Origin of the sequence: Rhodoferax mekongensis (genome assembly GCF_032191775.1) — a bacterium.
Taxonomy (GTDB): domain Bacteria; phylum Pseudomonadota; class Gammaproteobacteria; order Burkholderiales; family Burkholderiaceae_C; genus Allorhodoferax; species Allorhodoferax mekongensis.
The window spans coordinates 3,728,181-3,742,489 of sequence record NZ_CP132507.1; the positions used below are offsets into that span (position 1 = coordinate 3,728,181).

Below are 14,309 nucleotides of genomic sequence, written 5' to 3' on the forward strand. Positions count from 1 at the left end.
CCTCCTTGTTCAGGAAGTTGGAGCTATTGCACCAGAGCGATGAAGCTTTGGCAAAGAAAACGAATGAAAAATCAGGGTTCCTACGGGTTACCGTTGTGGACGTGCAACAAGGCCTTTAATCCACGTCAAGTGCAGTTTTTCACACTCCCGATAGACTTCTTACTTGATTTAACGCGAAAACTAGAGCATTTGTATGGATTCCCTTTTAAACGCTGCCGATACCGCCTTGCGCACCCTGTTTGCAACCCCGCGCGCCTCGCAGTCTTGCCCCACATTGCCGGATGCTGCAACCCAGCTGAGTGATCCAGACAAAAGGAAAGCTGCCGGCCTGATGCGCGTGAACCATGTGGGGGAGGTCTGTGCACAAGCTCTATATACGGCACAGGCTTTGACCACGCCCAACAAAGCGCTGCGTGACCACTTCACCAAAGCGTGCATAGAAGAAACCGACCATTTGGCCTGGACAGCGCAAAGGCTTGAAGCCTTGGGCTCCCGACCCTCCATATTGAATCCGCTCTGGTACGCGGGCGCATTTGGGCTTGGCATGCTTGCAGGCCGCATGGGGGACGCTTGGAGTTTGGGCTTTGTAGTGGAGACCGAGCGTCAGGTTGGCGCCCACTTGCAGAGTCACCTGACACTGCTGCCAGAGGGCGACCATGAGTCACGGGCCATCGTCGCCCAAATGCGAAGCGATGAGCTGCGTCATGCGGATGACGCAGCTGCCGCAGGCGCCACCGAACTCCCCCAGCCCGTCAAGGAACTGATGCGCGCTGCTGCCAAGGTCATGACCACCGTGGCGGAGCGGATTTGATACCGCGCCCTAACGGCCACCTACCTTGTTCCGAGCCAACCATGCCGGATAGTCTTTGGTCAGCAGTTCCAGAGCCGCGCTGGTGTACCAGGTGTATTTCACACGCCTCTCGTAACTCACATCGGCATAGCTAGTTTTTTTGACCCCATCCCTGGAAGTAAATAGCGGGCGGCCGGTCTCCAGGTCATAAAACCTGGCCCACACAGGTGGCGCACTGGCGTCTGCAAGCACCCGCCGGTCAAAGCCGAACTCCAGTGTCTTGTCGTTCACCTGGACCAAGCGCATGCCGGAAATTTTTGCAGCCTCAAACCAAGTGACACCGCTTTGGATAGCGTCCACGACCTCGGGCTGCGGACTCGGTACGGACATCAGGAAGCGAAGCACATTGACGCTTTCATCTCCGCTCACCGACGGCAGCTCAAAAGCACGCCCCATCGCTGGTTTCAGGGTGACCTCATCGTATTGGGCGGCCCATCCGGTTTTTTTATCATCGATCCGTATTTGACTTGCCAGGATCAGCTTCAGTCCTTTTTCATAGGCATTGCGGGCTTTTTCGACCCTTGCAGCATCCACAAATGCCATCTCTGGCTCTCTGTTGGCAACGTAACGCAGTATTTCCAATACGTTTGCGATCGCGTCATCATTGAAAGTGATGCGCGCCTTGTAACCCTGTGGCTGGGGCCAGAATTGTTGCCAACCACCACTTGCGTGCTGGGCCGCCAACAGGTAGTCCAGGCCGCGCAAAAAAGATGCTTTGTGGCTGGACTTGCCGCTGACCGCATGCACTTTGGCCAACGCGACCAACCGCTTGGTCGTGGAGTCATTGTCAATGGTGGACTTGCTGCGGAACCCGGTCATTGCTTCCTTATTCACCGGGGTCAAGAGACTGACGGTTTTCTCCAGTTTGGGCCAACCACCGTCCGCATTCTGGTATCCCACGATGACGTCAGCCATGCGCACTCCGTCCGCAGATCCATAAAACGCCGCATTTTGGGACAACAAAGTCTCTTCCGTCACCGGCCCACCACGCGCAAAATCGGCCAGTTTCGCACCAGCGGGCAGGACAAACGCGCCTGTGAGGCGCTGACGGGCTTTGTCCCATTTCACAAAACCGCCCAAGGCTTCCCACACGGAGCTCACCGGCACCCAGGCGCTCCCGCCGCGTTCTTCGACTAGCGCATCCAGAACCACCGGTTCGTCGTTGACTATGGCGTTGCGCTGCCCCACAGACGCCAGCAGGGTCTTGTCGCCCAGTGAGAGTTGGATCCGCCCGTCAGAAGCTGAGAAGCTGTATTGACCACCCAAATACGGAACGATATCGCCCAAAGGGGCCATTACCAGACTGCCGTTGCGCAGTTCGGGCTGGGTGTACAGACCCTCTTCCAGTTCTTGGTAGGCACCATCCACCGAAAAGTTGGGTTCGCCCAGTATTAGGGCGACCGTTCTCAGAACCTGGGGAGAACGAGCAGGGGCAGCAGATATGGCAGTGGGTGCGACCGAACTGCAAGCAGTCAATCCGGCCACACCCATGACGGCAGACACCAAAGAAACCAGCCAAATACCTCTAGACATATCTCGGACCCCACAGTAAGTCGTCAGACGACTATTGAGAAAACCCGATTATCTAGCGCTTTCTCGCAAAAGTCATCAGACCTCTATGAGGTCAAACCCTGTAGTGATTTCCGCTGTCTTGCCCAACATGATGCTGGCCGAGCAGTATTTATCGTGGCTCATGGCAATGGCACGCTCCACGGCGCTGGCAGGAATTCCTTTTCCGGTCACGGTGAATTGCATGTGGATTTTGGTGAACACCTTAGGGTCTGTTTCGGCACGCTCAGCGGTCAGCTTCACGGTACAGCCCTGCACATCATGGCGGCCGCGTTTGAGGATGAGCACCACGTCATAGGCAGTGCATCCACCCGTGCCCGCCAGCACGGTTTCCAGGGGGCGGGGAGCCAGATTCTGGCCACCGTTTTCGGGTTTGGCAGCGTCAGGGGCGCCATCCATCATCAGTGTGTGACCGCTGCCGGTCTCTGCCACAAAGCCCATGCCTGAGCGGGTATTGAGGCCGCCGGTCCAACTTACGGTGCATTCCATGGTGTGTTTCCTGTCTAAGCCCCGCGCGGGGCAACTCTATACAACGTTACAATGCCGTGGATCGCTCCGCGCGGAGCGCCACGACTGCTTTTCTCACCCACCGGAGTGTAGCCCTGTGAGCACCAAGACCCCGTTCCCCGCCCTGAAATCCCCAGCCCCGCTCACACCGGCCGACTACCTGAAGAAGATTCTCACCGCCCGTGTGTACGACGTGGCGGTAGAGACTGCGCTGGAGCCCGCCCGCGCGCTCAGCCGGCGCCTGCACAACACGGTGTTGTTCAAGCGCGAAGACCAGCAGCCCGTGCGCAGCTTCAAGCTGCGTGGCGCCTATAACAAGATGGCCCAAATGCCTGCCGAGCAGATTGCCAAAGGAGTCATTTGCGCCTCCGCCGGCAACCACGCCCAGGGCGTGGCCTTGTCCGCCAGCCGCATGGGCGTGCGCGCCATCATCGTGATGCCCACCACCACGCCCCAACTCAAGGTGGATGCGGTACGCGGCTTCGGCGGCGAAGTGGTGCTGTTCGGCGAAAGCTATTCCGATGCCTACGACCACGCACTGGCTCTGCAAAAGAAAGAGGGGCTCACCTTTGTGCACCCCTTTGACGACCCGGATGTGATTGCCGGCCAGGGCACCGTGGCCATGGAAATCATGCGCCAAGTGCAGACCCTGGGGGCCGACAAAGCTGCCAAGTCCGGCCACAAAACCGGCAGTAAAACCGGCCCCGGCATCGATGCGGTGTTTGTGGCCATTGGCGGTGGCGGCCTGATTTCCGGGGTGGCGAACTACATCAAGGCGGTGGCGCCGGGCGTCAAGGTGATTGGAGTGCAGATGAACGACTCCAATGCCATGATCCAGTCGGTGGGCGCGCACGAACGTATCACCTTGCCCGACGTGGGCCTGTTCTCCGACGGTACCGCCGTGAAGCTGGTCGGTGAAGAAACCTTCCGCATCGCCCACGACCTGGTCGACGGCTACGTGACGGTGGACACGGACGCTGTGTGCGCTGCCATCAAGGACATCTTTGTAGACACCCGCAGCATCGTGGAGCCCGCCGGCGCGCTGGCGGTGGCGGCGATCAAGCAGTACGTGGCCGAACACAAAACCAAGGGCGAAACCTACGCTGCCATCCTGTGCGGCGCCAACATGAACTTCGACCGCCTGCGCTTTGTGGCCGAGCGGGCTGAAGTGGGTGAAGAGCGTGAAGCCCTGTTCGCGGTCACCATCCCTGAAGAGCGCGGTAGCTTCAAGCGCTTTTGCGAGTTGATCGGCGATCTGCCAGGCGGCACCCGCAATGTGACCGAGTTCAACTACCGCATCAGCGATGCGGCCAACGCCCATGTGTTTGTGGGCCTGACCACCCAAAGCAAAGGCGAATCCGCCAAGGTGGCCAAGAATTTTGAGAAAAACGGATTCAAGACCCTGGACTTGACCCACGACGAGCTGGCCAAAGAGCACATCCGTCACATGGTGGGCGGCATATCCAGCCTGGCGCAAGACGAACGCCTACTGCGCTTTGTATTTCCCGAGCGGCCGGGCGCGCTGATGAAGTTCCTGAGCCTGATGCGCCCGGGCTGGAACATCAGCCTCTTCCATTACCGCAACCAGGGTGCCGACTACGGCCGCATTCTGGTGGGCCTGCAAGTGCCGGCTGCAGATGACAAAGCCTTTGAGAAGTTTTTACAGACCCTGAACTACCCGTATGTGGAGGAAACCCACAACCCGGTGTACCGGATGTTTCTTCAAAAATGATAGCTGCCCACGCTGAGCGGACGGGCGCTAGGGCGCCTTTTTACTTAAAGTCGCGGGCAGTGGCAAGGCGGGAAGCGCAAGTTCCAGATCAGCACCATTGCGGCTGAGCACTGCGCGGCGACCTTCTACCTCGCGAAGCGTCCACCCCTCTATCACTGCATCCCCGACCCGCACCGGCTTGGGCGGTTTACCGTCGATCGCAATAAGCGCGCTGCCGGAGCTGGCATTGCCTACCACTCCCTGCAACACAAAGCGCGATGCCTCCGTGGCCTGAGGCGCCAAGGGCGTGACGTCCTTGGCGGCGGCTGTCGCGCCCAAGGCTTTGGCGACCGCGCTGCTGTCCACCGGCTGGTCGCCCGCACTCGAAGAGGTCGCGGCCAACACCGGGCTGGACGGCAATTTCCAATGCAAGCCCCAATACGCGACGCTCAGTGCAGCCGCGGTGGATACAACCAGAGCAGCAATGCGCGGGGGCCAGACAGACGCAACAGATACCATGGCCGCATTATCATTGAAGGCACTTTTCTCCACCCGACCGATCCAACGGCACACCCCATGAACCCGCTTCACCGTCTCCAGCGCGCTGCCCAGCACGGCTTCACCCTGATCGAACTGATGGTGGTGCTGGTCATCATCGGCGTGCTGGCAGCCCTGATCGTGCCCAATGTGCTGGACCGTGCCGACGACGCCCGCGTCACTGCAGCCAAAACCGACATCGCCAACCTGAGTCAGGCGCTCAAGCTCTACAAGCTGGACAACCAACGCTTCCCCACCGCCGAGCAAGGCCTGCAAGCACTGGTAGCCAAGCCCACCGCGGGCCCCGTGCCTGCCAACTGGCGACCCTACCTCGACAAGCTGCCAGCTGACCCGTGGAACCGTGCCTACCTCTATATCAACCCCGGCCTCAAAGGCGAGGTGGATGTGATGTCCTTCGGCGCAGACGGCCAGGCCGGAGGCGAAGGCAAAGATGCCGATATCGGCAACTGGTAAAGCGCCCGCACCTTTCTGGCGTACTGCAGGCCAGCACGGCTTCACGCTGCTGGAGCTGATGATCGTCGTCGCCATCGTGGGCATGGCATCGGCCATGGTGGCCTTTGCACTGCGTGACAGCGCCCAGAACCAATTGGACCGCGAAGCCCAGCGCCTGGTAGCCTTGCTCGAATCCGCCCGAGCCGAATCCCGGGCCAGCGGCGTCGCACTGCAGTGGCGCGCCACGGCGGAGGGTTTTGAATTCACCAACGGTCTCACCGCCCGACCCCAGCGCTGGGAGCAAGCCGGCATGCAAGCGCAAAGCGACACGCCGCTGCAACTGGGCCCGGAGCCGGTGATCGGCCCGCAAAGCCTGCGCCTGTGGAGCCGGGAGGCGCCGGACCGCAGCCGCTGGATCAGCACCGACGGCCTGCGCGCTTTTGAGGTCCGCAACGCGCCACCATGAACACGGGCAACCCCTTAAACCACCGTCGCGGCTTCACCCTGATCGAAGTGCTGGTAGCGCTGGCCATCGTGGCTGTGACGCTGATTGCCGGATTGCGTGCCAGCGCCACCATGACGCGCAGTACCGAACGCCAAAGCAGCCGGGTGCTGGCCCAGCTCTGCGCCGAGAACGCCCTGGTGCAAATCCGCCTCAGCCGCCAATTGCCTGACGTGAGCGACAACACCCAGGAGTGCACCCAAGGCGGACAGACCCTGGAGCTGCGCCTGTTGGTGCAGGCCACGCCCAACCCGAATTTCCGGCGGGTGGAAGCGCGCGTGGCCCAGTCAGGCATCGCCCTGCTGCAACTGAGCACCGTGGTGGGCCGGTACTGATGCGCCCATCCACCCTCCGCCCTAACCGCAGCCCCGGAATGCGGGGCTTCACGCTCATCGAACTGCTGGTTGCGCTGGCCGTCATGGCCTTGATGGCCACCATGGGCTGGCAGGCGCTCGGCGGCATGCAGCAGGCCATGGAAGTCAACCGCAGCCACAACGACGCAGTGCTCACCACCGAAGCCGGCCTCAACCAATGGACTGCCGACCTGGACGCCGTGCTGGAGCTGCCCCAAACCCGCAGCTTGGAGTGGGATGGCCGCGCCCTGCGACTCACACGCCGCAGTGTGCAGGACGGGGACGGCGCCATCGTCGTGGCCTGGACACGCGCCGAGCGCGAGGGCCAAGCCCGCTGGCTGCGCTGGCAATCAGGCCCGGTGCAGACCCGCGAGGCTTGGCAAGCCGCGTGGGCCGCCGCCGCTGCATGGACCCAGGGCGCGGAAGGCAGCATCAGGGGCGCCAACAGCTCCTCGGGGAACGAGCCCGGCTTGCGTCAGCGCGAGGTGTCGGTGGTGGCGCTCGATGGCTGGCAGCTGTTCTTTTACCGCGGCGGCGCCTGGAGCAACCCGCTCTCCAGCACGGGCGCACAAGACAGCTCCGTCATCCCTGATGGCGTACGTCTGGTGCTCACCCTCCCCCCGCCATCCGCTGGCGGGCACGGTGGTGCGCGATTGGGCCCGCAGCACCTTGACCGGAGCCGCTCAATGACGGGTACCGGTCGCAAACCACTCCGCACAGCGGGGCATCAAGGTGCAGCCATCCTGACAGCCCTGCTGCTGATGGCGCTGGTAGCCACGCTCAGCACCGCCGCCTTGTGGCAGCAAGCGCGTGCTTACGACCTCGAAGCCTCCGAGCGCGCTCGGGTGCAAGCCAACTGGATCCTGCAAGGCACCACTGACTGGGCGCGCCTCATCTTGCGGGAAGACGCCCGCTCCGGCGCGGTGGACCACCTCGGCGAGCCCTGGGCCATCACCTTGCAGGAAGCCAAGCTCAGCACCTTCCTCGCCAATGGTGCCGTGGGCGAAGAGCCGCTAGCCAGCGATGCACTGCAAAACGCCTACCTCTCCGGCAACATCACCGACCTGCAGTCGCGGCTGAATGTGACCAACCTCGTCTTGGACCAGCAGACTCACGGACCGACCCTGCGCGCATTCGGCCGCTTGTTTGAAGCGCTACAGATTCCCCCAGCGGAACTGCAACTACTGGTAACAAATTTGCGGGCTGGACTGGAGCCCGCCGAAGGCAGTGCCGCGGCAGCCAACACCACCCGTAACGCAAATTCCGCCGCGACGCGCCTGGTCAACGGGACTCGCCTCATCCCGCGAAGCCTCGATCAACTGCGCTGGCTGGGGCTGTCTTCACGCTCCGTCGCCCTGCTGCGACCCTACGTGGTGGTCCTCCCGGACCGGACGACTGTCAATATCAACACCGCTCCCGCGCTGGTGCTGCAAGCCATTACGCAGGGACTGGATGCCGGCAATGCCCAGCGAATGATTGACACCCGAGCCAAGACCCCTTTTCGCAGTCTGGCCGATGCGGCCAGCGCCATCGGGCAGGCAGAAAGCACCTTTAGTGAGAACCTGCACAGCGTGAACTCGCGCTTTTTCGAAGTGCGTGTGCGACTTCGTATGGGTACCTTGACAAGCCAAGAGCGCACCGTGGTGCAACGTGAAGGTTTGCTGGCGAAAGCCCTCTGGAAAGAACGCGAGGCGCCCCTGGATGCCTCCGTACAATGAAAGATCCATGCGCCCGCTCCTTGTCATGCCCCCAGCCCCCCACGCACCCGATGGTGCGATGTGGGATTGCGTGCGCAGTGACTCCCCGCAGTCCACGCAGCAAAGCGCTGGTGTGCCGGCCGCAAGCGGCAACGCAGAGACCCTACTGATCGTTCCGGCAGCCGCCCTGTCCTGGCACTGTGTGAGCCTGCCGCCCGGCTTGTTGGGGCGCAACGGACAGGCCCGCAACCCGACCAAACTGCGTGCCGTACTGGAGGGCTTGCTGGAAGACCAGCTGCTCGACGAACCCGCGCAGCTGCATCTAGCAGTTCAAGCGAATGCCGGCGAATCTGGCGCCCTCTGGGTAGCCGCTTGCCAAAAGCTGTGGCTCAAGGACACCTTGAGCACGCTCACGGGCGCCGGGCACACCGTACGCCGCATGGTGCCCGAATGGGCCCCCTTGACCCACGCGGACAGCCCCTCAACCGTCTGGCTCACCGGTGAGGCAGCGAGCGCCGAGCTGGTGTGGGCAGACCACGCTGGTGTGCATCGCCGCATCGTGCCTCCCGGCAAAACAGGCTCTGGTATGGCGCCGGCCGCTTTTCCCACAGACGCCGCCGTGTATGCGGAGCCCGCCTGCGCCGCTCTGGCCGAGCAGCTTCTGCACCGCGTAGCCACCGTGCAGCACCGCGCCCAACGGCTGCAAAGCTGCACCGATACCCACTGGAACCTCGCCCAAGGGGAATTCGCCACCCGCAACGCCGCATTGCGCCGCGCGGGAGATGCTGCGCTGACGATGTGGCAGGCTCCCGCATGGCGGCCCGCCCGCTGGGCATTTGCGCTGCTCTGTGCCGTTCAGGTCGCAGGCCTGAACGCACAAGCCTGGCAAGCCCGCCAAGCCCTGAGCAGCCAGCGCAGCGCCATCCAGAACGTGCTGCTCACCACTTTTCCCAACACAACGGTGGTGGTGGATGCGCCGCTGCAAATGCAACGCGCCGTAGACGCATTGGGCCAAAGCAGTGGCCAGGCCCAATCGCGCGACCTAGAGCGCATGTTGGAGGCTTTTGGCGCGCTGGCGCCCGCCAATGTTGCGCCAGCAGCTATTGAATTCGTAGCAGGCGAGCTGCGCTTGAGCGCCTTCAATGCAGACGCCGAGGTCACCCAGCGCCTGCGCGACGGACTGCAATCCCGCGGTTACCGCACCCGCCTGGACGGCAACGCCATGGTGATCAGCCCATGAGCCGCAGCGACACACCCCCCTCTGCTGCCGCACGCTGGTGGGCGCAACGCCCGGCCCGTGAGCGGCGTTTGCTGACCCTGGCCGTCGTGTTGGTGCTGGGTGCATTGCTCTGGACCATGGGCATTGCGCCGGCCCTGAGCACCGTCAAAGCCTACCCTGCCCAGCGTGGCACGCTAGATGCGCAGCTGCAGACCATGCAAACATTGCAGATGCGCGCGCAGAACCTCAAAGGCCAGCCCGCCGTCGATGGCCGCGCCGCCCAAGCCGCCTTGCAAAGTGCAGTGGCAAGCCTGGGCACCAAGGCCAACTTGTTGGTCATCGGCCAGCAAGCGACCGTCACCCTCAAAGGCCTGGACGCTGCCGTTCTGGCTCAGTGGCTGGCCCGCACCCGCAGCGAGGCGCGTCTGGTACCCGCACAAGCCAAGCTGAGCCGTGAGGGCAGCAACTGGAGTGGCACCGTGCAATTCAACTTGCCGGGGGGCTGAGAACATGGCCGCCCACCCGCTTTTGCTCCGCAAACCCCTGCCTACGCTCACCGAGCGGGCGAGCAGCATGGGTACCTCGCGCTATCGCGCACCGTGGGTCTGGGCCGTCAGCGGCATCACCCTGGGCCTGCTTGCCGGAGCCTTGGTGTTTGCACCTGCGCGTTGGCTGGCCGCGGGGCTGGATTGGGCGGGCTCGCCTTTGCAACTGCACAACGCCCAGGGCACGCTCTGGAATGGGAGCGGCCAGCTGACATTCCAAAGCGGCGCCCAAGGCAGTACCGCCCTGCCGGGCCCGCTGGAATGGACCTTGCGCCCGGCATGGATTCACCAGCATCCCGGCCTGCGCGTGCAATGGCGTGCCGACTGCTGCCTGAGCCAGCCGTGGGTCTGGCGTATCAGCACCGACCTGCACACCGTACAGCTCCAGACCGACGACCTGCCTGCCAGCCAGCCTCTGCGGATGCCGGCATCTATGCTGACCGGGCTGGGCACGCCTTGGAACACCTTGCAACCCCAAGGCCGGCTGGAACTCAGCACACGCGCATTGGAGATACGGTTAAGTCCCGGGGGCTTGCAACTCCAAGGTACCCAGCAGCTCGATGCGCTGGGCGTGAGCACCAGCCTGTCCACCCTGAAGCCCATAGGGAGCTACCGCTTTGTCTTGCAAGGCGCCACCCATCCGGGTCTGACCTTGAGCACGTTGGAAGGGGCTTTGCAGTTGCGGGGCAGCGGTGTCATCCAGAGCCGGCGTGTTGTTTTTGACGGAGAAGCGACCGCGGCGGAGGGCCGGGAAGAGGCACTCTCCAATTTGCTGAATATCATCGGGCAGCGCCAAGGCGCACGGTCTCTGATTCACCTGGGTTAAGGAATGCCACAACACCATCAGCCCCCGCAACGGCGCATCACCACCATTGCTATTCAATTGATAGCTGCTGGCGCACTGTGCACGGGCGCCACTGGCCTTTTTGGCACTCAAGCCTGGGCGCAGACCAACACGGCAGCACCGGCAATCAAGCGCGGCGAACCGATCACTCTGAACTTCAGCAACGCCGAGATTGAAGCCGTGGCCCGCACCATGGCCACCCTCACTGGGCGCAATGTGGTGGTGGACCCCCGCGTCAAAGGCACCATGACCTTGGTGTCGGACAGCCCCATGTCCCCCGCCCGCGCGTACAACCACTTTCTGGCCGTGTTGCGCACCATGGGCTACACCGTGGTGCAGGCCGACGGTCTCGACAAAGTAGTGCCTGAGGCAGACGCCAAATTGTTGGGCGGCAGCGTAGCCTCCACCGACAGCGGCATGGCCAACGCGCCGGGCAACCAGCTGGTGACGCAAATCATCAAGCTGCAGTTCGAAAACGCGAACAACCTGGTGGCGGTGCTGCGCCCGCTGATCAACCCCAACAACCCGATCAATGTGAACCCGGCGACCAATTCGCTGGTGATCACCGACTACGCCGACAACCTGAGGCGCCTGGCCCGCATCGTGGCAGCGCTGGATGTGCCCAATGCCACAGATGTGGAAGTCATAACGCTTAAGAATGCCAGTGCCACGGACCTCGCACCCCTGGTGTTGCGGCTGATGGAAAGCTCCGGTGCGGGCGCCGCTGGTGGAACCGCGGATGCGAGCTTCAAGACGACTGTGGTCGCTGAACCCCGCAGCAACACCTTGATCGTACGTGCAGCCAACCAAGCCCGCCTGGCTTTGGCACGCAACCTGATCGACAAGCTAGACCAGCCGATGGCGGGGGCCAATGGCGCTGCAGGCAATATTTATGTGGTCTACCTGAAGAACGCGAACGCCACCCAACTGGCTACCACTCTGCGCGCGGCCATCAGTGCGACAGGTTCGACAAGCAGCAGTTCGCCTTCACCGGCTACCCCAACGGCTGCCGCCACTCCAGGAGCTGGCGGCGCCAGCCTGGGCGCAGCCACAGCACCCAGCACCGGCGGGCAGATCCAGGCCGACCCGGCCACCAACTCACTGATCATCACCGCCAGCGAACCGCAGTACCGGCAGTTGCGTGCCGTGATCGACAAGCTCGATGCCCGCCGCGCCCAGGTGTTTGTGGAAAGCCTGATTGCCGAGGTGAGCGCCGACAAGGCGGCCGAATTCGGCATCCAGTGGCAAGGTGCTTTGGGCAGTGCGGGCGACAGCGCCATCGGTGTGCTGGGCACCAACTTCGGCAGCGCGGGCAGCAATATCATCAGCCTGGCCACCGCGGGTGCATCCGGCACTGTGTCACCCGCCAAGGGGCTGAACATAGGCGTGGCGAACCGGACGAATGGGGTGTACGTGCTGGGATTTCTGGCCCGATTCCTGGAATCGACCGGTAGCGGCAATGTGCTCTCCACCCCCAATTTGCTGACCCTGGACAACGAAGAGGCCAAGATCGTCATCGGTCAGAACGTACCCTTTGTGACGGGCCAGTTCACCAACACCGGCAGCAACGGCGGCAGCGTGAACCCCTTCCAGACGATTGAACGCAAGGACGTGGGCCTGACGCTGAAGGTCAAGCCACAAATCAGTGAGAACGGCACCATCAAATTGGCGATATACCAAGAGGTGTCCAGTGTCTTGGCCTCCACCGCCGGCGCTGCTAATGGCCCCACTACCAACAAACGCACCATTGAATCCAACGTGCTGGTGGAAGACGGCGCGGTGGTGGTGCTGGGTGGACTGCTGCAAGACGAGTACGCCGGCAACCAGGAAAAAGTACCGGGTCTTGCCGATGTGCCCTTCTTCGGCAACCTGTTCAAGAGCGAATCCCGCAGCCGCAAGAAAACCAACCTGATGGTGTTTCTGCGCCCGGTGGTGGTGCGAGATGCCACGGCCACTCAGGCACTATCTAACGAACGTTATGAGCAGATGCGCAGCTCCCAGCAGGGCGCCCAACCGGAGCCCAGCAGTGCGATGCCAGTGAATGATGCGCCGGTGTTGCCGGGGCTGCCCGCCAAGCCGGCCGCTGCGGCGCCTGTGCCGCCGGTAGCGCCTGCGCAATAAGCCCGGCCCATGCGCTACCCGCTGCCCTACGCCTTTGCGCGCACCCAGCAGTTGCTGCTGGAAGACGATCACGAGCGCCTGAGCTTGTGGGTCCATGGCGCGACGTCACCTTCGGCCATCTCGGAGGTGATGCGCAAATACCGCATTGACAGCCTGCAAACCCAGGATGCGGCGGAACTGACCCAGCGCATTAGCGTGGCCTATGCCCAAGGTGAATCGAGTGCGGCCACGGTGATGAATGAGGTGGAGGGCGAAGCGGACCTGAGCCGCATGATGCAGGAGTTGCCCGCCGTCGAAGACTTGCTGGAAACCGCGGATGACGCGCCCATCATCCGCATGCTCAATGCGCTGCTGACGCAAGCAGCCCGTGACGGTGCGAGTGACATCCACATTGAGCCCTACGAACGCAATTCGTCCGTCCGCTTCCGGGTGGATGGCAGCTTGCGTGAAGTGGTGCAAGCCCACCGCGCGCTACATGCGGCCCTGATCTCGCGCCTCAAAATCATGGCTGATCTGGATATCTCGGAAAAGCGCCTGCCGCAGGACGGGCGCATTTCCTTGCGCATCGGGACCCGTGCCGTGGATGTGCGTGTTAGCACCCTGCCCAGCGCCCACGGCGAACGCGCGGTGCTACGCCTCTTGGATAAAAGTCAGGACCAGCGCAGCCTGGAAGCCGTGGGCATGCAGGGCGATGTGCTGCGCCGCTTTGAGGGCCTGATTGCCCAGCCCCACGGCATCATTCTGGTAACCGGGCCCACGGGGTCGGGAAAGTCCACCACGCTGTACGCGTCTCTGGGGCGGCTGGACGCCGCACGCCAGAACATCATGACGGTGGAAGACCCTATCGAATACGAGCTGCCCGGCGTGGGCCAAACGCAGGTGAACCCCAAGATCGATCTGACGTTTGCCAAAGCCTTGCGCGCCATCCTGCGCCAGGACCCGGACGTGATCATGATCGGGGAAATCCGCGATTTCGAAACGGCGCAAATCGCCATTCAGGCATCGCTTACCGGTCACTTGGTGCTTGCGACTCTGCACACCAACGATTCCGCCAGCGCCGTGACGCGATTGATCGACATGGGAGTGGAGCCATTTCTGCTGAGCTCGTCGTTGCGCGGCGTGCTGGCGCAGCGGCTGGTACGCAAACTCTGCAAATCCTGCGCGGGCAAGGGATGCGAGCATTGCGGTCACACGGGCTACCTGGGCCGCACCGGGGTGTTCGAGCTACTGGTGGCAGACGACGCGATTGCGGAGCTGATTCACCATAACGCCTCAGAGGCAGACATCCGTAGCGCAGCACTCCGTCAAGGCATGGTGCCACTGCGTGACGATGGGGAACGGCTGGTCAGCAGCGGCCTGACCAGCAGAGAAGAGCTGATGCGCGTAGTGCGCGACTGACAG

Annotated in this window: 14 protein-coding genes; 11 read left to right on the forward strand and 3 right to left on the reverse strand. The window is 62.7% G+C overall.

Translation table 11 applies throughout. The features are described 5' to 3' along the window. The first annotated feature begins 193 nt into the window (after positions 1–193). Positions 194–811, forward strand: coding sequence for a 2-polyprenyl-3-methyl-6-methoxy-1,4-benzoquinone monooxygenase (gene coq7, locus RAN89_RS17825; RefSeq protein ID WP_313867554.1), 618 nt, complete (start codon positions 194–196; stop codon positions 809–811). Positions 812–820: 9 nt separating this feature from the next. Here the strand turns inward: coq7 and pelA are convergent, their stop codons facing one another. Beyond that, on the reverse strand, positions 821–2,383 hold the full coding sequence (gene pelA / locus RAN89_RS17830; protein WP_313867555.1) for a pectate lyase: 1,563 nt from the start codon (positions 2,381–2,383) through the stop codon (positions 821–823). Between the two features lie 75 nt (positions 2,384–2,458). After that, positions 2,459–2,908, reverse strand: coding sequence for an OsmC family protein (locus tag RAN89_RS17835; protein ID WP_313867556.1), 450 nt, complete (start codon positions 2,906–2,908; stop codon positions 2,459–2,461). A gap of 115 nt (positions 2,909–3,023) precedes the next feature. Here RAN89_RS17835 and ilvA point away from each other — a divergent pair, with 115 nt between their 5' ends. Next, the gene (ilvA, locus tag RAN89_RS17840; RefSeq protein ID WP_313867557.1) at positions 3,024–4,658 is read left to right on the forward strand and encodes a threonine ammonia-lyase, biosynthetic; all 1,635 of its coding nucleotides are present in this window, start codon (positions 3,024–3,026) and stop codon (positions 4,656–4,658) included. A 27-nt stretch (positions 4,659–4,685) separates the two neighbouring features. On the opposite strand, the gene RAN89_RS17845 is transcribed toward ilvA, so the two are convergent. Further along, positions 4,686–5,156, reverse strand: coding sequence for a type II secretion system protein N (locus RAN89_RS17845; RefSeq protein ID WP_313867558.1), 471 nt, complete (start codon positions 5,154–5,156; stop codon positions 4,686–4,688). 57 nt (positions 5,157–5,213) lie between these two features. On the opposite strand from RAN89_RS17845, the gene gspG reads away from it, so the two are divergent. From gspG to RAN89_RS17890, 9 genes are read left to right on the forward strand one after another with little or no spacing between them, the layout of a single operon-like run. Further along, a complete protein-coding gene (gene gspG / locus RAN89_RS17850; protein WP_313867559.1) occupies positions 5,214–5,648 on the forward strand; it encodes a type II secretion system major pseudopilin GspG in 435 nt (144 codons plus the stop codon). Further along, on the forward strand, positions 5,626–6,093 hold the full coding sequence (locus tag RAN89_RS17855) for a pilus assembly FimT family protein (protein ID WP_313867560.1): 468 nt from the start codon (positions 5,626–5,628) through the stop codon (positions 6,091–6,093). Before gspG ends, RAN89_RS17855 begins: the two co-directional genes overlap by 23 nt. Beyond that, positions 6,090–6,464: a type II secretion system minor pseudopilin GspI gene (gene gspI / locus RAN89_RS17860; RefSeq protein ID WP_313867561.1), complete on the forward strand. Its 375-nt coding sequence runs from the start codon at positions 6,090–6,092 to the stop codon at positions 6,462–6,464. Before RAN89_RS17855 ends, gspI begins: the two co-directional genes overlap by 4 nt. Then, positions 6,464–8,200 (forward strand): type II secretion system minor pseudopilin GspK, encoded by a 1,737-nt coding sequence (gspK, locus tag RAN89_RS17865; protein ID WP_313867562.1) that lies wholly within the window; start codon positions 6,464–6,466, stop codon positions 8,198–8,200. The genes gspI and gspK overlap by 1 nt, the downstream gene beginning before the upstream one ends. Positions 8,201–8,207: 7 nt before the next feature. Next, positions 8,208–9,419, forward strand: a complete 1,212-nt coding sequence (gene gspL, locus RAN89_RS17870) for a type II secretion system protein GspL (RefSeq protein ID WP_313867563.1) — start codon at positions 8,208–8,210, stop codon at positions 9,417–9,419. Next, entirely contained in the window at positions 9,416–9,904 is a 489-nt protein-coding gene (locus tag RAN89_RS17875) for a type II secretion system protein M (protein WP_313867564.1), read from the forward strand. The genes gspL and RAN89_RS17875 overlap by 4 nt, the downstream gene beginning before the upstream one ends. 4 nt (positions 9,905–9,908) lie before the next feature. Then, positions 9,909–10,769 (forward strand): type II secretion system protein N, encoded by an 861-nt coding sequence (gene gspN / locus RAN89_RS17880; RefSeq protein ID WP_313867565.1) that lies wholly within the window; start codon positions 9,909–9,911, stop codon positions 10,767–10,769. Between the two features lie 3 nt (positions 10,770–10,772). After that, positions 10,773–12,908, forward strand: coding sequence for a type II secretion system secretin GspD (gene gspD / locus RAN89_RS17885; protein ID WP_313867566.1), 2,136 nt, complete (start codon positions 10,773–10,775; stop codon positions 12,906–12,908). A 9-nt stretch (positions 12,909–12,917) separates the two neighbouring features. After that, entirely contained in the window at positions 12,918–14,306 is a 1,389-nt protein-coding gene (locus RAN89_RS17890; protein ID WP_313867567.1) for a GspE/PulE family protein, read from the forward strand. Positions 14,307–14,309 lie beyond the last annotated feature (3 nt).

Bases quoted from the DNA above. Each gene is read 5' to 3' on its own strand.
- RAN89_RS17855 (WP_313867560.1), top strand. From the start codon at position 5,626: ATGCCGATATCGGCAACTGGTAAAGCGCCCGCACCTTTCTGGCGTACT.
- RAN89_RS17875 (WP_313867564.1), top strand. From the start codon at position 9,416: ATGAGCCGCAGCGACACACCCCCCTCTGCTGCCGCACGCTGGTGGGCG.
- coq7 (WP_313867554.1), top strand. From the start codon at position 194: ATGGATTCCCTTTTAAACGCTGCCGATACCGCCTTGCGCACCCTGTTT.
- gspL (WP_313867563.1), top strand. From the start codon at position 8,208: ATGCGCCCGCTCCTTGTCATGCCCCCAGCCCCCCACGCACCCGATGGT.
- gspD (WP_313867566.1), top strand. From the start codon at position 10,773: ATGCCACAACACCATCAGCCCCCGCAACGGCGCATCACCACCATTGCT.
- gspK (WP_313867562.1), top strand. From the start codon at position 6,464: ATGCGCCCATCCACCCTCCGCCCTAACCGCAGCCCCGGAATGCGGGGC.
- gspG (WP_313867559.1), top strand. From the start codon at position 5,214: ATGAACCCGCTTCACCGTCTCCAGCGCGCTGCCCAGCACGGCTTCACC.
- gspN (WP_313867565.1), top strand. From the start codon at position 9,909: ATGGCCGCCCACCCGCTTTTGCTCCGCAAACCCCTGCCTACGCTCACC.
- gspI (WP_313867561.1), top strand. From the start codon at position 6,090: ATGAACACGGGCAACCCCTTAAACCACCGTCGCGGCTTCACCCTGATC.
- RAN89_RS17835 (WP_313867556.1), bottom strand. From the start codon at position 2,908: ATGGAATGCACCGTAAGTTGGACCGGCGGCCTCAATACCCGCTCAGGC.
- pelA (WP_313867555.1), bottom strand. From the start codon at position 2,383: ATGTCTAGAGGTATTTGGCTGGTTTCTTTGGTGTCTGCCGTCATGGGT.
- RAN89_RS17890 (WP_313867567.1), top strand. From the start codon at position 12,918: ATGCGCTACCCGCTGCCCTACGCCTTTGCGCGCACCCAGCAGTTGCTG.
- RAN89_RS17845 (WP_313867558.1), bottom strand. From the start codon at position 5,156: ATGGTATCTGTTGCGTCTGTCTGGCCCCCGCGCATTGCTGCTCTGGTT.